Origin of the sequence: Bradyrhizobium genosp. SA-3 (genome assembly GCF_004212635.1) — a bacterium.
In the GTDB taxonomy this organism is placed as follows: domain Bacteria; phylum Pseudomonadota; class Alphaproteobacteria; order Rhizobiales; family Xanthobacteraceae; genus Bradyrhizobium.
In genome coordinates this window covers 38,044-59,906 of sequence record NZ_PSRT01000044.1, presented here as the reverse complement: position 1 = coordinate 59,906, position 21,863 = coordinate 38,044, and the positions used below count along the sequence as shown (strand labels likewise).

Annotated in this window: 25 protein-coding genes; 8 read left to right on the top strand and 17 right to left on the bottom strand. The window is 63.7% G+C overall.

The genetic code is table 11. The features are described from left to right. On the top strand, window positions 1-492 hold a 492-nt coding region (locus CWO91_RS17420), incomplete at its 5' end, for a substrate-binding domain-containing protein (protein WP_245471288.1). A gap of 455 nt (window positions 493-947) precedes the next feature. Here CWO91_RS17420 and CWO91_RS17415 read toward each other — a convergent pair. The 13 genes from CWO91_RS17415 to CWO91_RS17355 form a co-directional block, all read right to left on the bottom strand. Continuing rightward, on the bottom strand, window positions 948-1,328 hold the full coding sequence (locus CWO91_RS17415) for a RidA family protein (protein WP_165405512.1): 381 nt from the start codon (window positions 1,326-1,328) through the stop codon (window positions 948-950). Window positions 1,329-1,353: 25 nt separating this feature from the next. Then, on the bottom strand, window positions 1,354-2,157 hold the full coding sequence (locus tag CWO91_RS17410; protein WP_130214703.1) for an enoyl-CoA hydratase/isomerase family protein: 804 nt from the start codon (window positions 2,155-2,157) through the stop codon (window positions 1,354-1,356). A 12-nt stretch (window positions 2,158-2,169) separates the two neighbouring features. After that, window positions 2,170-2,988, bottom strand: a complete 819-nt coding sequence (locus CWO91_RS17405; RefSeq protein ID WP_130214701.1) for an ABC transporter permease — start codon at window positions 2,986-2,988, stop codon at window positions 2,170-2,172. Next, complete coding sequence (locus CWO91_RS17400) at window positions 2,985-3,770, bottom strand: ABC transporter permease (protein WP_130214699.1); 786 nt, start codon at window positions 3,768-3,770, stop codon at window positions 2,985-2,987. Before CWO91_RS17400 ends, CWO91_RS17405 begins: the two co-directional genes overlap by 4 nt. Next, window positions 3,754-4,533: an ABC transporter ATP-binding protein gene (locus tag CWO91_RS17395; protein ID WP_208753041.1), complete on the bottom strand. Its 780-nt coding sequence runs from the start codon at window positions 4,531-4,533 to the stop codon at window positions 3,754-3,756. Before CWO91_RS17395 ends, CWO91_RS17400 begins: the two co-directional genes overlap by 17 nt. Window positions 4,534-4,555: 22 nt before the next feature. Continuing rightward, entirely contained in the window at window positions 4,556-5,500 is a 945-nt protein-coding gene (locus tag CWO91_RS17390) for an ABC transporter substrate-binding protein (protein ID WP_130214697.1), read from the bottom strand. A 50-nt stretch (window positions 5,501-5,550) separates the two neighbouring features. Continuing rightward, complete coding sequence (locus CWO91_RS17385; RefSeq protein ID WP_130214695.1) at window positions 5,551-5,943, bottom strand: RidA family protein; 393 nt, start codon at window positions 5,941-5,943, stop codon at window positions 5,551-5,553. 28 nt (window positions 5,944-5,971) lie between these two features. After that, window positions 5,972-6,685 carry an ABC transporter ATP-binding protein gene (locus tag CWO91_RS17380; RefSeq protein ID WP_130214693.1) on the bottom strand — a complete coding sequence of 238 codons (714 nt, stop codon included), beginning with the start codon at window positions 6,683-6,685 and terminating at the stop codon, window positions 5,972-5,974. After that, window positions 6,682-7,455, bottom strand: a complete 774-nt coding sequence (locus CWO91_RS17375) for an ABC transporter ATP-binding protein (RefSeq protein ID WP_130214691.1) — start codon at window positions 7,453-7,455, stop codon at window positions 6,682-6,684. Before CWO91_RS17375 ends, CWO91_RS17380 begins: the two co-directional genes overlap by 4 nt. 1 nt (window position 7,456) lies before the next feature. Then, the gene (locus tag CWO91_RS17370; RefSeq protein ID WP_130214689.1) at window positions 7,457-8,335 is read right to left on the bottom strand and encodes a branched-chain amino acid ABC transporter permease; all 879 of its coding nucleotides are present in this window, start codon (window positions 8,333-8,335) and stop codon (window positions 7,457-7,459) included. A gap of 11 nt (window positions 8,336-8,346) precedes the next feature. Continuing rightward, on the bottom strand, window positions 8,347-9,219 hold the full coding sequence (locus tag CWO91_RS17365; RefSeq protein ID WP_130214687.1) for a branched-chain amino acid ABC transporter permease: 873 nt from the start codon (window positions 9,217-9,219) through the stop codon (window positions 8,347-8,349). A gap of 23 nt (window positions 9,220-9,242) precedes the next feature. Continuing rightward, window positions 9,243-10,370, bottom strand: a complete 1,128-nt coding sequence (locus tag CWO91_RS17360) for an ABC transporter substrate-binding protein (RefSeq protein WP_130214685.1) — start codon at window positions 10,368-10,370, stop codon at window positions 9,243-9,245. Window positions 10,371-10,449: 79 nt separating this feature from the next. Then, complete coding sequence (locus CWO91_RS17355; protein ID WP_208753040.1) at window positions 10,450-11,490, bottom strand: LacI family DNA-binding transcriptional regulator; 1,041 nt, start codon at window positions 11,488-11,490, stop codon at window positions 10,450-10,452. A gap of 80 nt (window positions 11,491-11,570) precedes the next feature. Between CWO91_RS17355 and CWO91_RS17350 the strand changes: the two genes are divergently transcribed. The 7 genes from CWO91_RS17350 (at window position 11,571) to CWO91_RS17320 (ending at window position 18,114) form a co-directional block, all read left to right on the top strand. Next, window positions 11,571-12,716: an acyl-CoA dehydrogenase family protein gene (locus CWO91_RS17350; protein ID WP_130214684.1), complete on the top strand. Its 1,146-nt coding sequence runs from the start codon at window positions 11,571-11,573 to the stop codon at window positions 12,714-12,716. A 14-nt stretch (window positions 12,717-12,730) separates the two neighbouring features. Continuing rightward, window positions 12,731-14,266, top strand: coding sequence for an AMP-binding protein (locus tag CWO91_RS17345; protein WP_130214682.1), 1,536 nt, complete (start codon window positions 12,731-12,733; stop codon window positions 14,264-14,266). 10 nt (window positions 14,267-14,276) lie between these two features. Then, entirely contained in the window at window positions 14,277-15,056 is a 780-nt protein-coding gene (locus CWO91_RS17340; protein ID WP_130214680.1) for a citryl-CoA lyase, read from the top strand. Between the two features lie 11 nt (window positions 15,057-15,067). Then, the gene (locus CWO91_RS17335) at window positions 15,068-15,526 is read left to right on the top strand and encodes an acyl-CoA thioesterase (protein WP_208753039.1); all 459 of its coding nucleotides are present in this window, start codon (window positions 15,068-15,070) and stop codon (window positions 15,524-15,526) included. Between the two features lie 2 nt (window positions 15,527-15,528). Next, entirely contained in the window at window positions 15,529-16,290 is a 762-nt protein-coding gene (locus CWO91_RS17330) for an enoyl-CoA hydratase/isomerase family protein (RefSeq protein WP_130214678.1), read from the top strand. Window positions 16,291-16,293: 3 nt separating this feature from the next. Next, a complete protein-coding gene (locus CWO91_RS17325; RefSeq protein ID WP_130214676.1) occupies window positions 16,294-16,938 on the top strand; it encodes a flavin reductase family protein in 645 nt (214 codons plus the stop codon). A gap of 233 nt (window positions 16,939-17,171) precedes the next feature. After that, window positions 17,172-18,114, top strand: a protein-coding gene (locus tag CWO91_RS17320) for an IS630 family transposase (RefSeq protein ID WP_130214674.1) whose coding sequence is annotated in 2 segments (ribosomal slippage) — window positions 17,172-17,507 and window positions 17,509-18,114 — 942 coding nt in all. Because the reading frame shifts where the segments join, the coding sequence is not laid out codon by codon here. A 47-nt stretch (window positions 18,115-18,161) separates the two neighbouring features. Here the strand turns inward: CWO91_RS17320 and CWO91_RS17315 are convergent. From CWO91_RS17315 to CWO91_RS17300, 4 genes are read right to left on the bottom strand one after another with little or no spacing between them, the layout of a single operon-like run. Beyond that, a complete protein-coding gene (locus CWO91_RS17315; protein ID WP_130214672.1) occupies window positions 18,162-18,659 on the bottom strand; it encodes a MaoC/PaaZ C-terminal domain-containing protein in 498 nt (165 codons plus the stop codon). A gap of 18 nt (window positions 18,660-18,677) precedes the next feature. Then, a complete protein-coding gene (locus tag CWO91_RS17310; protein WP_130214670.1) occupies window positions 18,678-19,805 on the bottom strand; it encodes a thiolase family protein in 1,128 nt (375 codons plus the stop codon). After that, window positions 19,802-21,310 carry an AMP-binding protein gene (locus CWO91_RS17305; protein WP_245471285.1) on the bottom strand — a complete coding sequence of 503 codons (1,509 nt, stop codon included), beginning with the start codon at window positions 21,308-21,310 and terminating at the stop codon, window positions 19,802-19,804. The genes CWO91_RS17310 and CWO91_RS17305 overlap by 4 nt, the downstream gene beginning before the upstream one ends. After that, complete coding sequence (locus tag CWO91_RS17300; RefSeq protein ID WP_130214668.1) at window positions 21,307-21,861, bottom strand: biotin transporter BioY; 555 nt, start codon at window positions 21,859-21,861, stop codon at window positions 21,307-21,309. Before CWO91_RS17300 ends, CWO91_RS17305 begins: the two co-directional genes overlap by 4 nt. Window positions 21,862-21,863: the final 2 nt, after the last annotated feature.

Sequence of the window (21,863 nt, the reverse complement as noted above, 5' to 3'; positions counted from 1 at the left end):
CTCGCCATCGTCACCACGCCGCAGCCCAATGACCATCTCGACTACGAAACGCTGGTGGTCGAGCCGGTCTTCCTAATCGGTCCGCCGCGCGATCCCAGGCTCAAGCGTGGCCGGCTGACGCGCAAGGAGGTCAATGATCTGCCGACCGCCGTCGTACCGCTCAGCCGCAACCCGTTCCCGCCAGACGTGCCGTTCTCCTTGCGGGTCGAGAGCACCACGCCGATGAAACAGATCGTGGGCTCGGGACTTGGCTACGGGCTGTTGCCGTTCTCGGGGATTCACCAGGAAGTGGCGGCCGGCACCCTGTCGGCGGCGCTCTTGCCATGGATGCGCGCCGACCGCGTCCTCGCCTTGCCGCGCGGCCGGCCCGTTAGCCGCGCCACCCGCGAAGTCGTTGCAGCTTTAAAGGAGGTCTGCAGCAATCTTATCGACGACGGCAAGATCCTGACGATGCCGACGCGCGCGATCGTACGAAATCGTAGAAAATCGTGAGCTAGCGAACAAAATCGGGAGTGTCAGTCAATCCCCATTGAAAGATAACGGACTTTCGACCCTTCTAGACCAAAACCCACCGTTGGAGCTACGGCCGAAAACGGGGGTTTCGCTCCCGACAAGAGGTAATTTGACCTTGGGCAAGGGACGGCCGGTGCCTCAGGAGGTCGTGTCCAAAGCTTCATTCAATCCGGCGGGGATTGGCGGCTGCGAGGACGTTTTACATCCGTCGGCGCCTCAGGGAGTACAAAGGACCGGGGCTCGAGTCAGGGAGCGCTATCGCTCACTCACGCCGGCCAAACCTACGATATTTCATCCAATCGTCCGCGTAAGGCTGGTGGTGAACCCGTGGCGGAGGCAGACCTTGCGACCATCAAGAGCCGGTTGTAAAGCCACGCTCCTAAGCGGGCAAACGAGAAAATGGCTTCCGCGGATATGCTGAGGCCTTCTCGCTGTCAGTGCGACGGCACGAATGCAACCGCTTCGATCTCCACGCGCGTGCCGGAGCCAAGGAGCGACCCGGCTCCAATGGCGGTGCTTGCCGGCGGCTCCTTGCAGCCCATTAATATTTCGACGCGGGCCCGGTTGAAGCCGTCATAGTCGGCGAGGTCGGCCAGAAAGGCTGTGGTCTTCACAATATCCGACAGCGAGGCGCCGTGTTTGCCCAGCACGCGGGCGATGCGGTCGAAGATGCGACGGGTCTGGACCTCGATATTGTCCCGTGCGTCCTCGTCGACGCAAAGGATGCCCGACAAGAACAGGAGATCTCCGCTCGGCCCGAGCGGGACGCGGAGGGCCGGCGAATATCGCGGTCTGTTTTCGTGTGTCGTCGACATGAGACTGAGCCTTCTCTGCAGTCGTTTACTTTTGCGCCGGTGTGGCGGCAGCAGCGCTCGCATACACCGGAGGCCGACGTTCGGCGAAGGCGCGAAGCCCCTCTTCCGCATCGCCCGTTTGAAGCAATTGCATTTGCAGCGCGCCTTCGAGGACCAGCCCCTCCTCCAGCGAACCGTCCAATCCGTAATGGACGGCTCGCTTCGCGGCCTTGACCGCGAGCGGCCCGTTCGCCGCAATGCGCTTCGCCATCGCGAAGGCGGTATCGAGCAACGCGTCGGCCGCGACGACGCGGTTCACGAGGCCAATCCGTTCGGCGCGCTCTGCATCGATCGGGTCTCCTGTTAGGATCATCTCCAGAGCGCAGCCCAGGGGTACAAGCCGGGGAAGCCGCTGGGTGCCGCCGCCGCCCGGCAGCACGCCCCATCGCACCTCTGCCAAGCCAAACCGCGAATCCGGCGTGCAGACGCGAATGTCACACGCCATCGCCAGTTCCAGCCCGCCAGCGATGCAATGACCCTGGATCGCGGCGATGACCGGCTTGGCGATCTCGTCGACCAGGGTCATGCCGCCGAAACTGATAGTGCTGTCCGCACCATGCAGGGCGCGGTCGCGGCGCCACGGCATATACGTCTTCAGATCGCCGCCGGAACAGAACGCACGACCGCCCGCACCGGTCAGGACAGCGACCAGCAAATTCGCGTCCGCCTCGAACTCTTTCCAGACCTCGGCGAGCGCGCGATCGTGCGCGACGTCGAGAGCGTTCATGGCGTCGGGCCGGTTGATCGTGACGACCGCGACGGCGCCCTTCCGTTCGAAATCGATGGACATGATCCGTATCCTTTAAGACCGGCCTTGAGGCATCAAGGCCCAGGATTCGAAAGCGGCAAGCGCCGCGTTGAGGATGAAGCCGAACGAGCCGACGACGGCCAGCAGACCGAAGACCTCGGCCGCGTTGAAATTGCGTTGAGCCATCAGGAGCAACGCGCCGAGCCCCGGCATCAGTGTCAGCATCTCTGCCAGCAGCGATACGATGATCGCCAGCGGAGCGGCGACGCGCACGCCCGTCAGGATCGACGGCAGCAGCGCCGGCAGGAAAATCTTGGTCACTCGCGCGATCGCACCGAGCTGTAGGGATCGCGCGGCCTCGAGCAGCGTCGGATGCAGCGACCGCACGCCCGACGTGGTGTTGAGCAGAACCGGCCAGAGCGCCGCGAACACGATCACCAACAGCTTCATCTTTTCGTTGACGCCGATGATCAAGGCCACCACCGGCACGATGGTGGGAGGCGGCAACGTGCGCAGGAATTCCAGCGTCGGCCCGAGACAGCGCGCCAGACCGGGCGAGGCGCCGATCAGTCCGCCGATGCCGACGCCCAGTGCCGTGGCAAGGACAAGAGCCGCAGCGACCGACTGAAACGTCACTAGCACAGCGGGAACGAGATCCCCTGCGCTCGTCCGATCGATCAGGGCGGCTGCCCATGTGGATGGAGGCGGAAAGTATGGCGAGCGCGGATCGCCCAGCACCTGCCAGAGCAACAGCAAGGCGATCAGCGGCAGCAGCCCTTGCAACGCCGACCAGGCGTTGTTAGCCGCATGGAAGGCCCAGCGGCGTCCTCTGCTACCGGCGACAGCCTGCGCGGGTGCGTTGGTTGCGATCATGATTGCTGAAGCTCCCGAATTCCGGGAAACAGCCGTGCGAATGTCACTCGAAGGCACGCGTTGAGGAGAACGCCGAGCGCACCCGTGGCGACGAGATAGCCAAACATGAGGCCCGGCTGGAGAGCTTCCTGCGCCGTCACCAGACCCCAGCCGAGCCCGGCCGGATTGCCGACCATTTCCGCGATAACAGCGACGACGAGTGCGAGACCGAGCGCGACACGGGCGCCGACCATGGTGGATGGCAGCACCGCGGGAAGGATGACCTTGCCGAGCCGTTGGGTTCGCGACAAATGCAGCGTCGCGGCCGTATCGAGGAGCCTTGGGTGGATGGCCTTCGCCCCGGCGACGGTGTTGACGATGACCGGCCACACGCTCGCGAAGACGATCACGGTGATCTCCGTGGTGACGGTGAACCCGAACAGCAGGACCGCGACTGGAACGAACGCAACGGCTGGCAAAGGCCGGAGGAGTTCGAGCGAGGCGCTGAAGAAGCGATGGACAGTAGGCGAAAACGCGAGCGCGAACGCGATGGCCGCGCCAAGCACGCTTGCAATGGCCCATCCGGCCAGGGCGCAGGCGACCGTGTGCTCGGAATCGCCGATGATCTGGCCGGACCGGATCGCACCATGGAGCGCCTGGCCGATCTCCGTCGGCGCCGGCAGGAATTCGAACCGGGTCGCGGCAGTCCTGACGCCGACTTCCCACGCCACGAGAAGGACCAAGGCGGTCGCGAGCGCCGGCGCGTTGAGCGCGATCCCTGCACGTCTAAGCATGGATCTCATGGCGAAACGCCTCGTAGAGCTGATGACGCAGCCGCAGATATTCGGGACGCTCCTTGGTCGCGATCTGGTCCCGCGGCCGCGGCAGGTCGACGCTGATGCGCCGCGCGATGTGGGCCGGACTGCCTTTCAGGAGGATGATCGTATCGCTGAGATAGATCGCCTCCTCGATATCGTGGGTGACAAACAGCACGGTCGCGCCGGTTTCGGCCTGGACCGCCAGAAGCTGGTCCTGCAGCGAGGCCTTCGTCATCGCGTCCAGCGCGCCGAACGGCTCGTCCATCAACAGAGCGCTCGGCTCCATGGCGAGCGCCCGGGCGATCTGCACCCGCTGCTGCATGCCACCCGACAGTCGCCACGGATATTCATCCCTGAATCGCTCGAGCCCGACCATGCGGATGGCGTTCCGAACCTTCTCATCGAGCTCACGGTCGCGGAGGCGCCCTTCCACGCCGAGCGCCACGTTTCTCCGCACGGTTCGCCACATCAAGAGAGCGTGCCCGTAGTCCTGGAACACCATGGCCATCCCGGGGACCGGGGAGCGGACCTCGCGCCCCTCGTATACGGCGCGGCCCGAGCTGTAGGGCGTCAGCCCCGCCAGCGTCCGCAGCAGGGTCGTTTTTCCGGTACCGGAGCCGCCGAGGATCGAGACGAACTCGCCTCTTCCGACTTCGAGATCGAGATCCTCGATGATGCGGCGAACACCCGGCGCACCGGGCAAGTCGATGCAGAGGCGCTCGCACTCAAAACTGGGTTGGGTTGTCATGATCAGCGTCAATCGCCTCGTGTCACTTCAGCACCAGATCGGATGCACTCAACTGAGCGGTGAGTTGCCCAGTCCCCCGCGTCGCTTCGATCCACGCCGAGATGTGCCTTGCAGTCAAAGATGTGCTGTACGTTGGCAGCACGATGCTTTCGATCACGTCATTCGGCAGACGCGTCCATTTGGCGAGGATCGCGCGCGCTTCCACCTCGTAGCCGGCGATATAGGCCCTTGCCTCCTCGAGCGCGGCGACCCAGCGCACAATCGCGTCTGGATTGGTGCGCGCCCAGGTGCCATTCGCCATCCAGCACGTCAACGTAATGGGATCGCCGACCTGTAGCATCGGATCGCCCAGGTCGATGTGGCCCGACTTCTTCAACGCAATGACGAATGGCTCGACCGTCTCGACCGCATCGACGCGTTGCGCCTTGAGCTGGTCCGCCATGTTGGGAAACATCATCTCGATGAAGCGCACGCCTTTTGGATCCACCCCGCCGCGCTTGAGGGCAAGCAGGGTCGCGATGTGGACGACGCCGTTGATCGATGGCGTGCCGATCGTCTTGCCGTTCAGCTGGCCGATCGAGGTGATCCCGGACTGATTGCCAGCCATGAGGCGCATCTGCCGATTGGCTGCTGTCTCGATCGTGTTGCCGCACACGCCCACGACATCGAGACCGCCCGCAGCCGCCTTCACGATATCGATGGCGGTAGCGCCCGAAATGTCCAGCTGGCGCCCAAGCGCACCGATCGTCGTGGAGAGGTTCTGGACCGTCATGATTTCGACGTCGAGCCCTTTCTCCAGAAAGAGGCCCTTGTCCTTTGCCACCCAGAGCGGAAGCCAGGCCGACGAGATCACCGAAGCGACGCGGATCTTGATGGGTGCCGCGCCGCCTTGCGCGAAGGCGCGCGATGCGGGGTGTGCAGCGGCCAGGCCAAGCAGGCCGAGAATGGTGAAGCGCCTCGTGGGCATCACGCTTTCCTCCGTGTTGTGCAGCGTTCCTGTTGAGCGCACCGGCCCGTTCAGGCGGGAGCAAGCGCGACGGCTTCGATTTCCAGCAGCAATCCGAAATGAAGGGACGCCACGCCGGCGACCACCCTCGCCGGCCGGACATCGCCGATCCAATCGGCATAGATCTGGTTGAAGGCCGGCCAAGAGTTCATGTCAGTCACGTAGATGCGCACCTGGAGGAGCCGGCTTCGATCGGTCCCTGCGGCTTCGAGGCAGGCATCGACATTGGCGAGCACCTGCCCCGCCTGCCGCTCGAACGGCTGGTCGGTCATGGGGGTCCCGTTCACATCGACCGGAAGCTGTCCGGACACGAACACGAGGCCAGCGGCGGTGCAGGTGTGGGAATAATGGCCGGCAGGCGGACGCAGCCGGTCACTGTTTGCGAATAGGATACTGTGTTGCATGACGCTGCCTTCGATGTCTGCCTTCAGTTCAGTAGAACTGCATGAGGACCTTGTTGTCTGCCAATTCGTCGGGCGAAGTTTCGTGGATGATTGCGCCCGAGCGCATCACCAAGACGCGGTCGGATATCTTGAACGCTTCCTTCACGTTCTGCTCGACCAGCAGGATCGACAGTCCAAGCTGCTGCTGGAGTTGCCGGATCGGCTGCAACAGATCCTGAAACAGCTTCGGCGCCAGACCGATCGACGGCTCGTCCATCAGGAGACAGCGGGGGCGGCTCAGCAGAGCGCGCGCGATGCTGACCATCTGTTGCTGTCCCCCCGACAGCGTGCCCGCGCGGCGGGCGTAGAACGTCTTGATGCGGGGCAGGATCGACATCACCCACTCGATGCGCTCGGGCTGCTCTCGCTGCGGCACGTCGGTCGCCCACATCGCAAGGCGGAAGATCTCGTCGACAGTGAGGCCCGGAAAAATGCCGCGGCCTTCGGGCACGAGGCCGATGCCCAGGGCCGCCATCTTCTTCGGTTCCGGTTGGTGCAAGCGCTGGCCGTCCACCGATATCTCGCCGCCCTGGCGGGAGGCCACCCCGAACAGCGAATTCAGCAAGGTCGACTTGCCGGCACCGTTATGACCGACGAGGCAAAGCACCTCGTTCTTTCGGATCTGAAGGCTGACATCGTCGAGGACGACGCGGCCACCGTAGCCGACGCGGAGATTATCAACACTGATGAGAGCATCGGTCATGAGTTGCGTTCGCCGAAATAGATGGATGACAACTCCGGATTCCCGAGGATCTCCTCGGGCTCGCCGTCGGCGAGAAGCCGCCCCTGATCGAGGAAGCTGATCCTGTCGGAGATGCTCACGACGATCTCGAGGTTGTGCTCGATGATGCAGATCGTGATGCCGCGACGGACTTCACTGCGCAGCAGCGCCACGAAGCGTTCGTAGGACCTGGGATCGAGCCCCGACGCTGGCTCGTCGAGGAGCCACATCTTGGCCTTGGTGGCCATGATCCGCGCCATGCTCAGGAACTTGCGCTCCGCATAGGCAAGATCGTTCGCGCGAACGCCGGCCTTGTGCAGTAGCCCAGTGGCATCGAGGATCTCATGCACGCGCTGGTGTCGCTCCGCGCCGCTTCCCGCCTCCGACTGCCAGAACCAGGCGCTCTTCTCCATCACCGTGAGCACGTTCTCGAAAACTGTCATGTGGGAGAAGAGACGGAGATCCTGGAAGGTTCGGGCCACACCGAGACGCGCGATCTTCCACGGCGTGGTGCCGACGATCGATTCGCCCTGCCAGCGGATATCGCCTGCGGTCGGCCGCAGATGTCCGGTGATCAGGTTGAAGAGCGTTGTCTTCCCTGCCCCGTTCGGGCCGACCAGCGTGGTGATGATCCCTTCGCGCAGATGCAGCGAGACATCCTCGACGGCCTTCACGCCATCAAAGCTCTTGGTGAGATTGACGATCTCCAGAAGCGTCGCCGGCGGGACGGGCGATTTCGACACTTGCAGCACGTCACGCCTCCCCTTGCTTCACGCCCATCAGGCCGTCCGGCTTGAAGATCATCAAGAGAACCATCGCGAGCCCGTAGATCATCTGCTGCACGGATCCGATCTCGGTTCGCGGGAGGAACGGTAGATAGGTCAAGGCAGCCGGCAGCAGCGTAAGAAGAACCGCCCCGACGATCGGCCCCCACACCGTTCCGATGCCGCCGACGATCACCATCGCCATGAAAAGCGTCGAGGCATCGATGGTGAAACTCTCGACGTTGATGAAGCTGAGGTAGTCGGCATACAGAACGCCCGCCACGGCGCAGATCGCGGTCGAGTAGAACACCGAGAGCGTCTTGATCAGCGCGACATTTTTCCCGAACGCCAGCGCGGCCGACTCGCTGTCCCTGATGGCTTTGAGGCTGCGACCGAAGCTCGAACGCACGATGGCCGTGGTCAGGACCACCACCATGGCCAATGTCACGCCGGCAAGGCCGAGGAACTCGACGGGATCACCGAACGCGTGTCCCGCGATGCTTGCCGGCGGGATGCCGACGAGCCCGCCGATGCCGCCCGTGATCGACTTCCACTCCGAGAACACTGTTGCGGCGAGGACCTGAAAGCCGAGCGAGGCCGCCACGAAGTAGTCGCCTCGCACCCTCAAGGCAGGCAGGGCCAGGGCCGCCGAGATCACTCCGGCGATGAGCATCGCGGCCGGTAACTGAAGCAGCAACGAATCCGTCCACTGCAAGGCAATGAATGCCGCAACATACGCGCCGACGCCGAAGAACACCGCGTGGGCAAGCGAGAAAATGCCCGCATATCCCATGATGAAATTCAGGGTGATCGCCAAAATGGCGTTGATGCAGACCAGCGTTGCAAGGTTTACGAGATAAGCGATCACGATGCAGGCCCTCAGCTAGTCACGACGCGGCCGAAAAAGCCTGACGGACGCAGGACGATGAACGCGAACAGAATGAGGAAGGTGACCGCCTCGCTCCACTGCGGATCGAACCGCCACAACGCCAGGTTTTCCGCAATGCCCAGCAGCAGCCCCGCGCAGGCAGCGCCGCGCAGGCTGCCGACGCCGCCGACGATGGTGGCGGCAACGCTGATCAGCATGACGCGGCCGCCGATCGCGGCATTCAGCCCCGACGTCATGCTGGTGAGCACGGCGGCCGGGACGACGAGCAGGGAGCCGAGCGCGAACGCGCATGTCGACACGGCCTTCGGGTTCAAGCCAAACGTCCGCACCAGCGCGGGACTCTCGGACAGCGCGCGGAGTGCGATCCCGATATTGGTCCTGCCGAGAAACAGCTGGAGCGCGACGAAGCACGCCACCGCGGTGACGACGGCAATCCCCGCCGTGGGCGCCACGTAGAGTCCGGGCACGAGCTCGACGCTCCTGCTCAATACCGAGGGCACCGAAATGAAGCCGCGCCCGAAGACGGTCCCGATCAGGTTCTGAATGACGACGGCGACGCCGAAGGAGCCCACGAAGATCGTGAAGAACGATCCGTCGGTGCTCTGGATCGGGCCATAGACATAACGGTCCAGGGTAACTCCGAACACCACGACCACGATGCAGGCCGCGAGGATCGCGATCGGCCACCAGACCAGGAGAACCGCATAGAGATAGTAGAATACGTACGCGCTGATCGCGAAGCTCGCGCCGTGAGCGAAGTGGAAGATCTTCGTGGCCCCGAAGATCAGCGAGAAACCGACCGCGGTCAGGCCGTAGAGCGCCCCAACCTGGATCCCGTTGATGATGAGTTGGAGTAGCAGCATGGGTCCTCGCACAGGCGCCAGAGCTAGTGAGCCGCAACGGTCTCAACGATGGCCGGCTCGCCATCCACTTCGTTGATCTGCATCGCCGACCGGATCGTGCCGTCTTTCTCGAAGGTGACACGCCCACCGACCAGATCGAACGCTCCGATCTCACGACGCTCCGCCAAGAGGTTCTCGCCCGTGATCGGCAAGCCGGCCTTCTGCAAAGCCGACGCCAGGGTGCCGTACAGGATCACGGCGTTGTAGTAGTTCGCGGCGTAGGCCGTCGGCGCCCTGTTGGTCTTGGTCTGGTATTCCCGCGTGAAGCGCTTGGTCACCGGATCGCCGGAATTCCAGTCGATGCGCTGCGTCGTGAACAGCGCTCCCTTGGCCTCGGGAAGGCTGGCGATGGCGGGAATCGCGAACCCCGAGTAGCTGGCGAGCTGCTGCGTAACGCCGTTGTCGCGCAACTGCTTGATAATCTGCGACTGCTGCGCGCCGAACGAGGCGATGTAGACGACGTCCGGCTTGGCATCGCGCACCCGCGCCGCAACCCCGCTGAACTGCTGCGCATTCGACGGCACGGACAGCGCCTCGGAAAGCGTCGCGCCGAGCGAAGGCAGGCTGGATTCGAGCTCGCGCTTGATCGACTGGCCGAGCGGATCGTCGACATAGACGAGGACAAACCGCTTCAATCCCCGCTTCTGGACGAGGTAGGGCGCCATCGCCCGCACCTCGAAATTGGCCAGCGGGATGACGTTCCAGAAATACTCACCGAGTTCGGCAAGGTCGGGCCCGACCCCGCCGCCATTGACGGCAACCGTGTGGCTTCGCGCCGCTGTCGTGGAGATCGCCTTGGACACGCCGGTGAAAGCGGAGAGCACGTAGCTGACCTTCTCGACGTTCACGAGCTTGTTCATGGCGATCACCCCCTGCTGCGGGAGCGCCTGACTGTCCTCGTAGGCGATCGACAGCTTTCCGCCGAGCACTTTCGCGTCGTTGAGGTGGGAGACCGCGAGCTCGGTCGCCCCCATGTAGAGATCGCCGTAATCGGCGTTGGCGCCGCTTAGGGGGAAGATTGCTCCGATGCGAAGATCCTCAGCGGACGCCTGCCCGGCGAGCGCGAGAAGCATCGAAAACGCAAGAACCGCGACTTTCTGCAGAGGCCACATCGCAAACTCCCGATTTACGAAAACGATTTCGTAATCTAGGTCGCGCGGGCCCGGCTTGTCAAGCGAGAGATGGTGGCCTTCAGATTTCGCCGGCCGCGACCAATTGGCTGCCGTGAGACGAGCGCAGAATCAGCTCGGGCGACCAGATTTCCTGCAATTCCTTGGGCGAACGGCCGTCCATGGAGGCAAGAAGCAGATCGACCATGCGGCGGCCAGCCTCAAACGTCGGCGCGGAAAATGTGGTCAGGGGCGGATTCAGATAGGGACCGAGCGGGTGATTGTCGCACCCGATCACCGAAACATCGACGCCCGGGCGCCTGCCCGTTTCCGCGATCGCCTGCATCGCGCCGGTGGCAATCAGGTCATGACCGCACATGATCGCCGTCGGCGGATCGCTCATGGCGAGCAGCTGCCGGGCGCCGTTCAGCCCACCCTCTTCACTGGTGCTGGTCTCGACCACGAGATCAGCATCGAATGGCAACTTCGCCGCCTTCAGGGCCGCGCGATAGCCTTCCTGCAAGAGGTGGCTGATCATGAGGTATCCCGGCGTGCTCAAGAGCCCGATCCGGCGATGTCCAAACCCTACGAAACGGGCGGTTCCGTTGCGGCCGGCGACCGTTCGGTCGATGTCCACGAAGGGAAACGGCTTGCCGGTCTCGCTTCGACCCAGCGCGACAAACGGCACGTTGCGTTCCTGGAGATAGCGGATCCGGGGATCGTCGCGGCGCGTGCGGCCGAACAGCACACCGTCGACCCGCTGCCGCTCGACCAGCCGGCGGAAGCAATCGATCTCCGTCTCCAGCGTTCGACCGGCGACGATGATGAGCTGAAACGGGGTCTGACTGAGGTTCTGGTCAATCCCCATGAGCAGATCGAGGAAGAACGGATGCGCGAAATGGGTCTGCGGCGGCGACAGCACGAAGCCGATCGTCTCGGACGTTTGGGTGCGAAGCCGCCGCCCCGCCGGATCCGGTGAAAAGCCAAATTTGTCCGCCGCTTCCAGCACACGCCGCTTGGTCGCATCGCTCACATCGCCGCGGTCGTTGATGGCCTTGGAGACCGTCGACACGGCGAGCCCCAAATGCCGGGCGAGCTCTACGATGTTGATCCGCTGCTTCATTCAAGCCTCTTGCCGCCAACACTTGACACAGGAGTTCGCCGGCGTCTAGGTTATTTACGAAATCGTTTTCGGAGATTTCCATGATCGACCTTGCCTCGCATGAAATGACGATGCTCCGCCAGACGGTGCGGGGATTCGTCCGCAACCGTCTGGAGCCGCTCGAACAGCAGATCGAGAGCGACGACAACGTATCTCCCGATCTCTTGGCCAAGCTGCGCAGCGAGGCATCGGAGCTCGGGATCTACGGCTTCAATCTTCCGCCCGAGCTCGGCGGGTACGGCCTTCCGGTCGCGGCGCAGGTCGGAATCCTGGAAGAGGTCACCCACACCTCCGTTCCGCTGTCCGAGGTCGTCGGATTCCTGCCACTCTCGCTGATCCACCTCAACGAGGAGCAGCGCGGCCGCATTCTTCCCGATCTCGTGTCCGGCCGCGTGACGATGACATATGCCCTCACCGAACCGGATGCCGGCTCGGATCTCGGCGCGATCCGCACCAAGGCGATGAAGGTCGAGGGCGGCTGGCGCCTCGAAGGAGCGAAGCAGTTCATCTCCAACGTCGAGACCTGCGACTACGTGATCGTGCTGGCCGTCACCGATGCCTCCGCCTCCCTCAAGAGGCGGCTGACCACGTTCATCGTCAAGCGCACCAATCCGGGGCTCGTCGGCATGACGCGCTACAAGAAGATGGGGTGGCACGGCTATCATCTGAACGGCTTCTCGCTTGAGGACTGCTTCGTTGCGGATGCCGACGTTCTCGGCCGCCCCGGCGACGGCTTCCTGGTAATGATGGCCTCGATCAACCACGACAGAATCCTCTCGGCCTGCCGGTCGCTGGGATTGGCGCAACGCGCGCATGACATGTCCGTCGCTTACGCGAAGGAGCGCCGCGCGTTCGGCTCGCAGCTTGCGGGCCATCAGGCCATTCAGTTCATGATCGCGGACAACGATGTCGAGATCGAAGCAACGCGGGCGCTGATCTATCGCGCCGCCGCAATGTGCGACCAGGAAGATCCGACCGCACGGATCGCGGTGTCCAGGGCCAAGCTGTACGCCAGCGAGATGGGATGCCGCGTCGTCGATCGCTGCCTCCAGATCTTCGGCGGGATGGGGTACATGTGCGAGCTCCCCATCGAGCGTTTCTATCGGGATGCCCGCGCGTTCCGGCTGGGCGAAGGCACATCCGAGATGCAGCGAATTCAAATCGCTCGCCAGGCTCTTTCCAACTGACGCAGGGGATCACAATGAGTGGAGCGCCAAGCGCCTTTTTCGGTCTGCTCGAAGACAATGCCGACGCGCCGGCGATCTATCTGGGCGACTATGTCGCTACGCGCAGGGATCTGGCCGAAGCGTCGAACCGCGCGGCAGCCTTTCTGAGCAGCCTCGGCTTGACGCGCGGCGACGTGATCGCGCTCTGGATCCCTGATGGCCCGACCTGGCTGCAATTCCTGTTTGCCGCCGCGCATCAGGGGATTTTGGTCGTTCCGATCAGCACGCGATACCGGCGCGCCGAAGCACTCCATGTCATCGCGTTGTCCCGCGCGAAAGCCGTCGTGGCAGCGACCAGCTTCCTCGAAGTGGCCTTCGCGCAGATCGTGCGCGACATCCAGGGTGAGGTGCCCACGCTCGCGCACGTCATCGAGATCGCCGACCCGAGCCGTTTCCATGCGGGCGCCGACGGTCATGTTGAAGCTGTTGGCCGGCCGCAGGATCTGCTGTGCACGTTCAGCACGTCCGGAACGACCGGTGCGCCGAAGCTCGCGGTTCACGACCAGCATAGCTGCCGCACCCACGGCCACACCGTCGCTTCGGCATTCGACATCCATCCCGGCGACAAGACGCTGTGTGCGTTGCCCCTCTATGGGGTCCTGGGATTTGTCCAGGCCATAGCGACGCTTGCGGGCGGCGGAACCTGCATTCTCCTGCCGGTCTTCAAGGCCGGCGAAGCCGCATCGGCGATCGAGCGACACGCGGCGACCCATGTGTTTGGCTCCGACGGACTGCTCGATGCCGTCTTCAACGTGCCTGCGGCAAAACTCTCGACGCTGCGCGCCGGAGGTTTTGCCGATTTTGCGGGCCTGACCGATCGGGTGATGAGGACGGCCGAAGACAAATGGCGATTGCGCCTCGTGAGCGTATACGGCTCATCCGAAGGTTTTGCCCTGATGGCCGCGCGCTCGCCCTCCGAATCGATCGAAGCCAGGTCGCTGCCTGGCGGTCGTTTGCTCTCCGGCGAGATGGCATTTCGCATCGTCGAGCTCGACAGCGAAACGCCGGTGGCGCCCGGCGCGACCGGTGAGTTGCAGATCCGAGGCTACAATGTGATGTCCGGCTATCTGAACAACGAGGCCGCAACCGCGCGGTCGTTCACCTCCGACGGCTGGTACCGAACCGGCGATTTCGCTTATGCGGACAAGGAGGCCTTCGTTTTCCTGTCGCGCATCGGCGACGGCCTGCGCCTGCGCGGCTACCTAGTCGACCCCAGCGAGATCGAGACGTTTCTCTGCCGCCATCCGGACGTGTGTGCCGCTCAGGTCGTTGGCGTGCGCCTCGAAGGCGAAGGAGACGTTGCGGTTGCCTTTGTTCGCGCCGACCGCCAGCTCGGCGAGACGGAGCTGCTCGCCTACTGCCGCGAAGGCATCGCCAACTACAAGGTCCCGCGTCGCATCGTTCAGGTCGACGCGTTCCCGGTCATCGACGGCCCGAACGGCACCAAGATTCGCAAGGCAGCGCTGAGGGAGCACGCCTCCCAGCTCCTCAGCTCCGCTCCCATCACCTGACGAGGTTGACATGAAACAACACGAGATCAAATCCGACATCGCTTGGGCGACTCCCACGCAAATCAAGGTCCACGGGCTCGACCTCTGCACCGAGATCGTCGGCGTCGTCGATTTCGGACAGATGGCGTTCCTCGAGATTTTCGCACGCCTTCCGAACGCGAACGAAGCGCGCATGTTCAACGCCATGATGGTGATCCTGGTAGAGCATGGAATTACGCCCTCGTCCCTCGCCACGCGCATGACCTATTGCGGCGCGCCGGAAGCCGTGCAGGCTTCGGTGGCCGCGGGACTGCTGGGACTCGGCTCCGTGTTCGTCGGCTCGCTGGACAACGCGGCGAAGATGCTCCAGGAGGCGTTGCCCGACCCGCAGGCGTCCGTCGATCTGAAGCGGCTGGCGGCCGACATCGTCAGCGCCCACAGGAGCCGGCGTGAGATCATTCCGGGCGTCGGTCATCCCTTCCACAAGCCGATCGATCCGCGCACACCGGCCCTGTTCAAGGTCGCGCGCGAAACCGGTTTTGCTGGTCGATACGTGGAGCTGATGGAGAACATCGGCGCGGAGGCAAGCCAGCAATACGGCCGGCCGCTTCCCCTCAACGTCACCGGCGCGATGGCAGCCATCGCCTCGGAGTTCAAGCTGCCCTGGAAGATGTGCCGCGGCCTCGCCGTGGCGGCTCGCGCGGTCGGGCTTGTCGGGCACATCATCGAGGAAATGCGTCAGCCGATGGCCGAGGAGATCTATTACCGGATCGAGCACGAGGCCACCGAGCACTCCCGACCGCGCGAGTGAGGGAGCGTCGGATGAACGAGGATCCGGTTTCGCGCGCCCCTTCAACGCCACGGCTGATGCCGGAGCACTTCCGGTTCTGGAGCCTGGAAAAGCTGCGCAACGCAGATACGGATCAGTTCCGGCACGTCAACAACGCAGCGATCGCCAGCTTCTTGGAAAGCGGTCGCATGGAGCTGTTTGCGGATCCCGCGATCAGCCGCCTGATGGATGGGCTCAACGTCGTGGTCGGACGGCTGACCATCGAATTCCATGCCGAAATCTTCTATCCGGGCGAGGTCAATATCGGCTCGACCGTCACTTATATCGGCCGCTCGTCTTTCGAGGTCCTGCAAGGCGTCTTCCGCGCCGGGACATGCGTGGCGTCCGCGACAGCATCCTGCGTGCTGCTCCAGGCGGGTAAGCCATATGCCGTTCCGGACGACATCCGGCGGCATCTGCTCGGCGATTTCTCCAGTTTAGCGGGAGCCTGACCATGCCGGTGCTTTACAGCCGCCACGGCGACATCGCCGTTCTTACCTTGAACGACGCGCAGCGACGCAATGCCCTGTCCAGGGCTTCGGTCGCGATGCTGCTCGAGCTGATCGAGCGGTCTCGCGACGAGAAGGCGCGAGCCATCGTGATCGCCGCCAATGGTCCGGTGTTCTGCGCGGGCGCCAACATTGACGATCTGAAGGCTGGATGGATGAGCGGCGCTCACGACCCAACCGATCCCGCCCTGCTGTTTCGCGCCTTGGCCGAGGAGACGCGTCCCACCATCGCGGCGGTCCAGGGCGGCGCTCTCGGCGGCGGATTTGAGCTGACGCTCTCCTGCGATCTCGTCATGATGGGAACGGAGAGTTATGTCGCCCTCCCCGAATTGGGACACGGCGTCATCCCGAACACCGCGCTGGCGCGCCTCCACCGGGCGGTGGGCACGAGGCGTGCCGCCGAGTTGATCCTGACCCGCCGCCGGTTGAGCGCAGCCGAGGCCGTCGAATGGGGATTGGCAAATCGCGTGGTCCCAACGGCTGATGTCTTCTCAAGCGCAATCGACCTCGCGCTGGGTATCGTGCAGTCGGCGCCGCCGGGCGCGATCGCTGCCGCGAAACGTAACCTTGCCCATCACGACGAAACGGATTGGGCGCGCGTGCTGTCTTCGCCCGAGGATGTTCCGCCGGCCGAGTGGCGTGAGGGATTGCGATCCTTCGATGAACGGCGCAGACCCAGCTATGATCAATTCTGGCAGGACATTTGAACAATGGAGCCGAGGGCAACCCGCGCCGCGTCGCAAGACATCCACTTCTACGAGCCGGCGAAGGGGCACGGCTTGAAACACGATCCCTTCAATGCCATCGTCGCGCCGCGGCCGATCGGCTGGATTTCATCGCTCGATGCCAAGGGCAATGTCAATCTTGCCCCCTACAGCTTCTTCAATGCTTTCAGCTACAAGCCACCGATCGTTGGATTCTCTTCCACAAACTGGAAAGACAGCGTTGAGAACGTCCAAGAGACGAGGGAGTTCTGCTGGAATCTCGTCACCATGAATCTCGCCAGGCAAATGAACGCAACTGCTGCTCACGTCGCACCTGAGATCGACGAGTTCACCATCGCTGGACTGACGGCTGCGCCCAGCAGGCTCGTCAATGTGCCGCGCGTGGCGGAAAGCCCCGCATGCTTCGAGTGCAAGGTAACGGAAATCATCCGACTCAAGGGCGCGGATGGGCGAGACGCCGAAGCCTGGCTGACATTCGGCGAAGTCGTCGCCGTCCATATCGACAAAGCATTTATCAGGGATGGCGTCTACGACACCGCGCTCGCACGACCGATCGCACGCGCGGGGCGTCGCGGAGACTATTTCGAGATGACGCCCGAAAACATGTTCGAAATGGTCCGGCCGGACTGACCGAGCAGCCGAGTACCCTTCGCGCTCAACGCATCGAGTACCGTCGGGCGTACGAATCGGCGAAAATCCTGGATTGGGATGCAAAATCGTTTGATTGGTGCGGGGGAGTGCTACCGCCTTTCCCACACCAGCCAAACCTATGATAGAGCATATTGTTTTTGACTGGAATCGGGATTCCCACTGGGAGCGATTTCTGATTCAACATCCATGCTGGAGGGAGGAGGCCAGCATGGATGACGCGACCCTATTCGGAAGACATCCGGGAACGGGCTTTGGCGCGAGCTGACGCGGGGGAAACAGTTCGTTCGATTGCCGAGGCGCTCCAGATCAGCCCTTCCTGTGTGACGAAGTGGAAGAATCTGAGACGGGATACCGGAGGCCTGTCACCCGGTCAGATCGGCGGCCACAAGAAGCGGGTTCTGTCGGATGCCAACGCCGACTGGCTGCGCAAGCGCATTCGCTCGGGGCCATTCACCTTGCGCAAGCTGACGCAGGAACTGGCTGCACGCGGGATTAAGACAGACGTGCGGGCGGTGTGGACTTTTGTTCACACTGAGGGGCTCAGCTTCAAAAAAAACGCTTCTACCAGCCGAGCAGGATCGCCCCGACGTCGCCCGTAAGCGGACCCGCTGGAAAGCCCATCAAGGCAGGATCGACGTCACGCGGTTGGTTTTTATCGACGAGACGTGGATTAAAACCAATATGGCGCCGTTACGCGGCTGGGGACCCTGTGGGCAGCGCCTCCAGGCCTCTGCGCCCTTCGGCCATTGGAAGACCATGACCTTCATCGCGGCGCTGCGTCACGATCGGATCAGCGCACCTTGGGTGATTGATGGTCCCATCAACGGTGAGCTCTTCACGCTGTATGTCGAAAAGGTGCTGGCACCCACCCTCGCACCGGGCGAGATCGTCATTCTCGACAATCTTGGCAGCCACAAGGGCAAAGCGGCTCGCCAAGCCATTCGCGCCAGAGGCGCCCACCGTATCTTCCTGCCGGCCTATAGCCCCGACCTCAATCCGATCGAGCAGGTCTTCGCCAAACTCAAACACCTCATGCGAGCTGCAGAACCTCGTGACGTGGAGGCAACCTGGCGAAAGGTTGGTGAACTCCTCGATCTCTTCTCCAAGGAGGAGTGCACCAACTACTTCAAAAACTCAGGCTATGTTTCCGTGTAAAAACAGCATGCTCTAGCTCATCCATTCCTTCGCATAAGGCAGCTGCCTCAGTCGAAAAAAACATCGGTGCGCTGTGAGGTTAGAGCACGTTGTCCGGAGCCCAGCTCGAGATCGCACGATGCGTCCACCTGCACGAAACGCGGCCGCCGCCTCACGAGAGTCAATCGCGCCCGTAACCGGAACACAGCGCCGGGACGTACCGGATGGCGAAACCGAACCGCACGGATGCCCGCCGCACGGCTTTGCGCGGCACCTTCGACGAAATATGCTTCCTGCAAAAGACCTGATACGAGCGCCAGGAGCAATTGGCCGGGCACGATCGTCGTACCTCCGTCGAGTTCGCGCCTGGTGCGCTCGACATCGGTGTGAACCCAGTTCCGATCACCCGTCAGCGCGACGAAACGGTCGACCTCATCCTGCGTCACTGATCGCCAGCGGCCGGGAGCAAGTTCGGTGCCCACGAAGGCTGCAAGATCGATCGCCCGTGCGACGCGAAGTGGGCCCGCGTGTGTCGGTGGTTCGGAGCTCGGCGATATCTGAATCATCGCTTCCCGTCCTTATCTTTAGATCGTAGCCAGCAGGGCGCTGCCGAGCCCGCCCGCAGCCGCGATGGTCGTCAGCCCAATCGCGCCGGATGATTCCGATTGCATTTCGTGCCAGAGGCGTACCAGCAGGATCGCGCCGGATGCACCGATCGGATGTCCCCGTGCGAGTCCGCCGCCGCCACGGTTGAGCGCCGATTCCTGCACCCCGATGCCGTCGAGGCAGGCAATCGCCTGGGCGGCAAATGCCTCCATGACCTCGGCCACCGCAATCTGCGTCGGCGCGATGCGTTGCGCTGCAAGGAGGCTCTTTGCCGCCGCAATCGGCGCCGCGCCGGGCATGGCCGGATCGCCGCCGCGGCGGGTCGCCGATATGATCCGCAAGGGCCGCCTCGCGCTGAGCCGTCGGGCCATCGTCTCGGAGACCACCAGCAGGGCTGCTGCCGCGTCGGCTTCGACCGCCACCGTCGCGCGCGTCACGCCGAACGCAGTGTCGCCCGCAAGTGGTACAAGGCGTGTGCAGGTCGCCCCCGTCAGGGCACGAGGAAAGGCATCCTGCGACAGGCCGGCGAGCGGCGTGATCTCCGCCGCGGCGGGCGGATTTTGCAGCGCCTTGCGATGGCTTGCGATGGCGAATTCATCCTGCCGTGCACGCGAAATACCAAACCTTTTCGCCAGCGTCGCGGCGGCAGCAATCATGTCAGGGTCCCGCTCCGGCCATGGCGCGAACGGGGGACGGTCATAGGGTTGCGGCGCCTCGTCGGCGTGACGTGGTCGCCGCGCGCGCAGCGGCGCACGACTGAAACTCTCGACACCGCCGGCGATGACGGCATCCGCACTTTCGCTCGCGATGCGCTCGGCGGCGAGCATGATCGCGTCGAGGCCACCGCAGCACTGGCTGTCGATGGTCAGCGCCGGAACGTGATCGGGAAGACCCGCCCGCAGCGCGGCGAGCCGCGCCGGGTTTCCGCCGCCATGCAGCGCGTTGCCGAAGATGACGTCGTCGATCGCCTCCGCCGCGATGCCGGTATCGGCCAGCACGGTCCGGATCGGCGCCGCGCCAAGTTCGTCGGCCTCCACCGCCTTGAAGGCGCCGCCCCGAGGAGCAACGGCTGTGCGGCGTGCGGCGACGAGATATGCGGCCCTCATCGCAACAACTCGCAGGCGCCGGATTCCCAAAGCTGGCGCAGCGCGTGGAAATCGGTCTTGCCGGACGAGGTCATCGGCCAGTGCGATGGCACGGCAAAACGGCGCGGGATCTTGTAGAGCGGCAGGCTCAGGCGGGCATGGCTGATGAGATCAGAAGACGGCAGGCGCCCATCCGGGCCGAGCCTGAGCAGTGCCACCAGCCGCTCGCCCCGACGCTCGTCGATGGCACCCAGAACCCCTGCCGCGACCACGGCAGGATGTCCCTCGAGCACACGCTCGATCTCCTCCGGGTGCACATTCTTGCCGGCCGTGATGATCATGCGGCTCGCACGACCGACGAGCCGCAGGAGGCCGCGCTCGTCAAGCATGCCGATGTCGCCAACCGACACCGCGTCGCCGTGACGTGGCAGCAGCGTATCGCTTCCGCAGGCATACTCCATGAAGAGGAAAGGACTGGCGACGAACACCTGACCGGCCTCTCCAGGCGGAAGGCATCGCCCGAGATGGTCGCGGATGGTGAGGCTGACAGCTGCGAACGGACGCCCGACGGAGTCCGATGGGACATCCTCATCGTCCTTCGCCACGGTGACGAAGCTCAACTCGGACGCGCCGTAGAACTCGGCAAAACGCGCCGCTGGAAATTGCTGCCGTAATTCGGCAAGCGCGCGACCTTGCCATTTGGCACCGGACGACAACATCCAGCGCAGGCTTGCGAATGGTGGCAGGCCATCGCGCATGGCGGCCTCGATCATCATTTCGAGCTGGGTTGGTACGCCATAGATCACACTCACCCCGTGCGATACGATCAGACGGTTGACGAGATTGGGCCGGAACTGCCGACAGAGAATGACCGTCGCTCCGACATAGAGCCCGTGCGCAACGCCGTAGAGAAATAGCGAATGCGTCAACGCGCCCGGCGCGAGGACGATATCGCCCGCGCCGATGTCGAATTCGCGGTTCCCCGCCCGGAAACTCTCGATCCACGATCGATGGTGGCGGCGATATCCTTTCGGCGTTCCGGTCGACCCCGAGGTGAAGCCGACATAGAACGGCGTCAGCGGATCGGGCTCGGCAATTGCCGCGGACGATGGACCGGCGCCGATGGCGTCCGCGACGGACTCGAACGGACCGTGAGGATCGACAACCGCCAGCACTTCCGTCTCGCCGGCCAATGTTGCGTCACTGCTGACGACGATCCCCGGCGCCAGTGCCATGAGCGCGAGCCGCGCCGTCTCCGTCGGCCAGGACGGATCGAGAATTTGCGCTTCCCGCCCTGCGCGACAGGCGGCGAGAAACAGCAGCACGAGCGCCGGCCCGTTGGGCAGATGCAACGCAACGCCGCGGCCCGCCGGCACCACCTTCGCCAAATGTCCGGCGAGACGATTCACCGCCTGATCGAGATCTCTCCAACTCACCGCATGGTTGTCGCAAACGACGGCCGGTCGGTCCGGCGTTTCGCTCGCATGCCGCGACAGCGTTGCAGTGATGGTGGAGGCCATGGTCATGAACGGCTGACGATTGCAGCCGGATAGCTCCGGTGCGATGCCTCCGCGACAAAGGCGCTGGCCACCGCCTTCAAAAGATCGCCCGGCACGAACACGGCGATTGCAGCCAAGGCCTGCGGCAGACTCATCCTTGCCATCGCCATCAGGCCGAGAATACCAAAGGCATATTCCACCACGATGCCGCCCGTGACCGCGGCAACGAGCGCCGCCGCGAATACCGGCAGGGTCTTCAGCTGCGCCATCACGAGACCCGATACAAAGGCGGCGGGCGCAAAGCCCAGCAGGAAGCCAACGGACGGTCCGAAAAACACGCCGAGCCCGCCGCGTCCGCCCGACAGCAGCGGCGCTCCGAGCAGCACCGCGAACAGAAACAGCAGCACCGCCAGCGCGCCATGGCGAGGGCCGATGACGATCCCGGCCAGCATGACGCCGAGCGTCTGGGCCGTGATCGGGACACCCATGGCGATCGGCAAGACGATGCTGGGCACCATGCCAAGCGCTGCGATGATAGCGGCAAGCAGGGCGATACGAACGATGGTGCGGGACTCCACGG

What these genes read in the sequence shown, in the direction of transcription:
- CWO91_RS17415 (WP_165405512.1), bottom strand. Translation starts at nt 1,328, where the DNA reads ATGTCGACGACACACGAAAACAGACCGCGATATTCGCCGGCCCTCCGC.
- CWO91_RS17410 (WP_130214703.1), bottom strand. Translation starts at nt 2,157, where the DNA reads ATGTCCATCGATTTCGAACGGAAGGGCGCCGTCGCGGTCGTCACGATC.
- CWO91_RS17405 (WP_130214701.1), bottom strand. Translation starts at nt 2,988, where the DNA reads ATGATCGCAACCAACGCACCCGCGCAGGCTGTCGCCGGTAGCAGAGGA.
- CWO91_RS17400 (WP_130214699.1), bottom strand. Translation starts at nt 3,770, where the DNA reads ATGAGATCCATGCTTAGACGTGCAGGGATCGCGCTCAACGCGCCGGCG.
- CWO91_RS17395 (WP_208753041.1), bottom strand. Translation starts at nt 4,533, where the DNA reads ATGACAACCCAACCCAGTTTTGAGTGCGAGCGCCTCTGCATCGACTTG.
- CWO91_RS17390 (WP_130214697.1), bottom strand. Translation starts at nt 5,500, where the DNA reads ATGCCCACGAGGCGCTTCACCATTCTCGGCCTGCTTGGCCTGGCCGCT.
- CWO91_RS17385 (WP_130214695.1), bottom strand. Translation starts at nt 5,943, where the DNA reads ATGCAACACAGTATCCTATTCGCAAACAGTGACCGGCTGCGTCCGCCT.
- CWO91_RS17380 (WP_130214693.1), bottom strand. Translation starts at nt 6,685, where the DNA reads ATGACCGATGCTCTCATCAGTGTTGATAATCTCCGCGTCGGCTACGGT.
- CWO91_RS17365 (WP_130214687.1), bottom strand. Translation starts at nt 9,219, where the DNA reads ATGCTGCTACTCCAACTCATCATCAACGGGATCCAGGTTGGGGCGCTC.
- CWO91_RS17360 (WP_130214685.1), bottom strand. Translation starts at nt 10,370, where the DNA reads ATGTGGCCTCTGCAGAAAGTCGCGGTTCTTGCGTTTTCGATGCTTCTC.
- CWO91_RS17355 (WP_208753040.1), bottom strand. Translation starts at nt 11,490, where the DNA reads ATGAAGCAGCGGATCAACATCGTAGAGCTCGCCCGGCATTTGGGGCTC.
- CWO91_RS17350 (WP_130214684.1), top strand. Translation starts at nt 11,571, where the DNA reads ATGATCGACCTTGCCTCGCATGAAATGACGATGCTCCGCCAGACGGTG.
- CWO91_RS17345 (WP_130214682.1), top strand. Translation starts at nt 12,731, where the DNA reads ATGAGTGGAGCGCCAAGCGCCTTTTTCGGTCTGCTCGAAGACAATGCC.
- CWO91_RS17340 (WP_130214680.1), top strand. Translation starts at nt 14,277, where the DNA reads ATGAAACAACACGAGATCAAATCCGACATCGCTTGGGCGACTCCCACG.
- CWO91_RS17335 (WP_208753039.1), top strand. Translation starts at nt 15,068, where the DNA reads ATGAACGAGGATCCGGTTTCGCGCGCCCCTTCAACGCCACGGCTGATG.
- CWO91_RS17330 (WP_130214678.1), top strand. Translation starts at nt 15,529, where the DNA reads ATGCCGGTGCTTTACAGCCGCCACGGCGACATCGCCGTTCTTACCTTG.
- CWO91_RS17325 (WP_130214676.1), top strand. Translation starts at nt 16,294, where the DNA reads ATGGAGCCGAGGGCAACCCGCGCCGCGTCGCAAGACATCCACTTCTAC.
- CWO91_RS17315 (WP_130214672.1), bottom strand. Translation starts at nt 18,659, where the DNA reads ATGATTCAGATATCGCCGAGCTCCGAACCACCGACACACGCGGGCCCA.
- CWO91_RS17310 (WP_130214670.1), bottom strand. Translation starts at nt 19,805, where the DNA reads ATGAGGGCCGCATATCTCGTCGCCGCACGCCGCACAGCCGTTGCTCCT.
- CWO91_RS17305 (WP_245471285.1), bottom strand. Translation starts at nt 21,310, where the DNA reads ATGACCATGGCCTCCACCATCACTGCAACGCTGTCGCGGCATGCGAGC.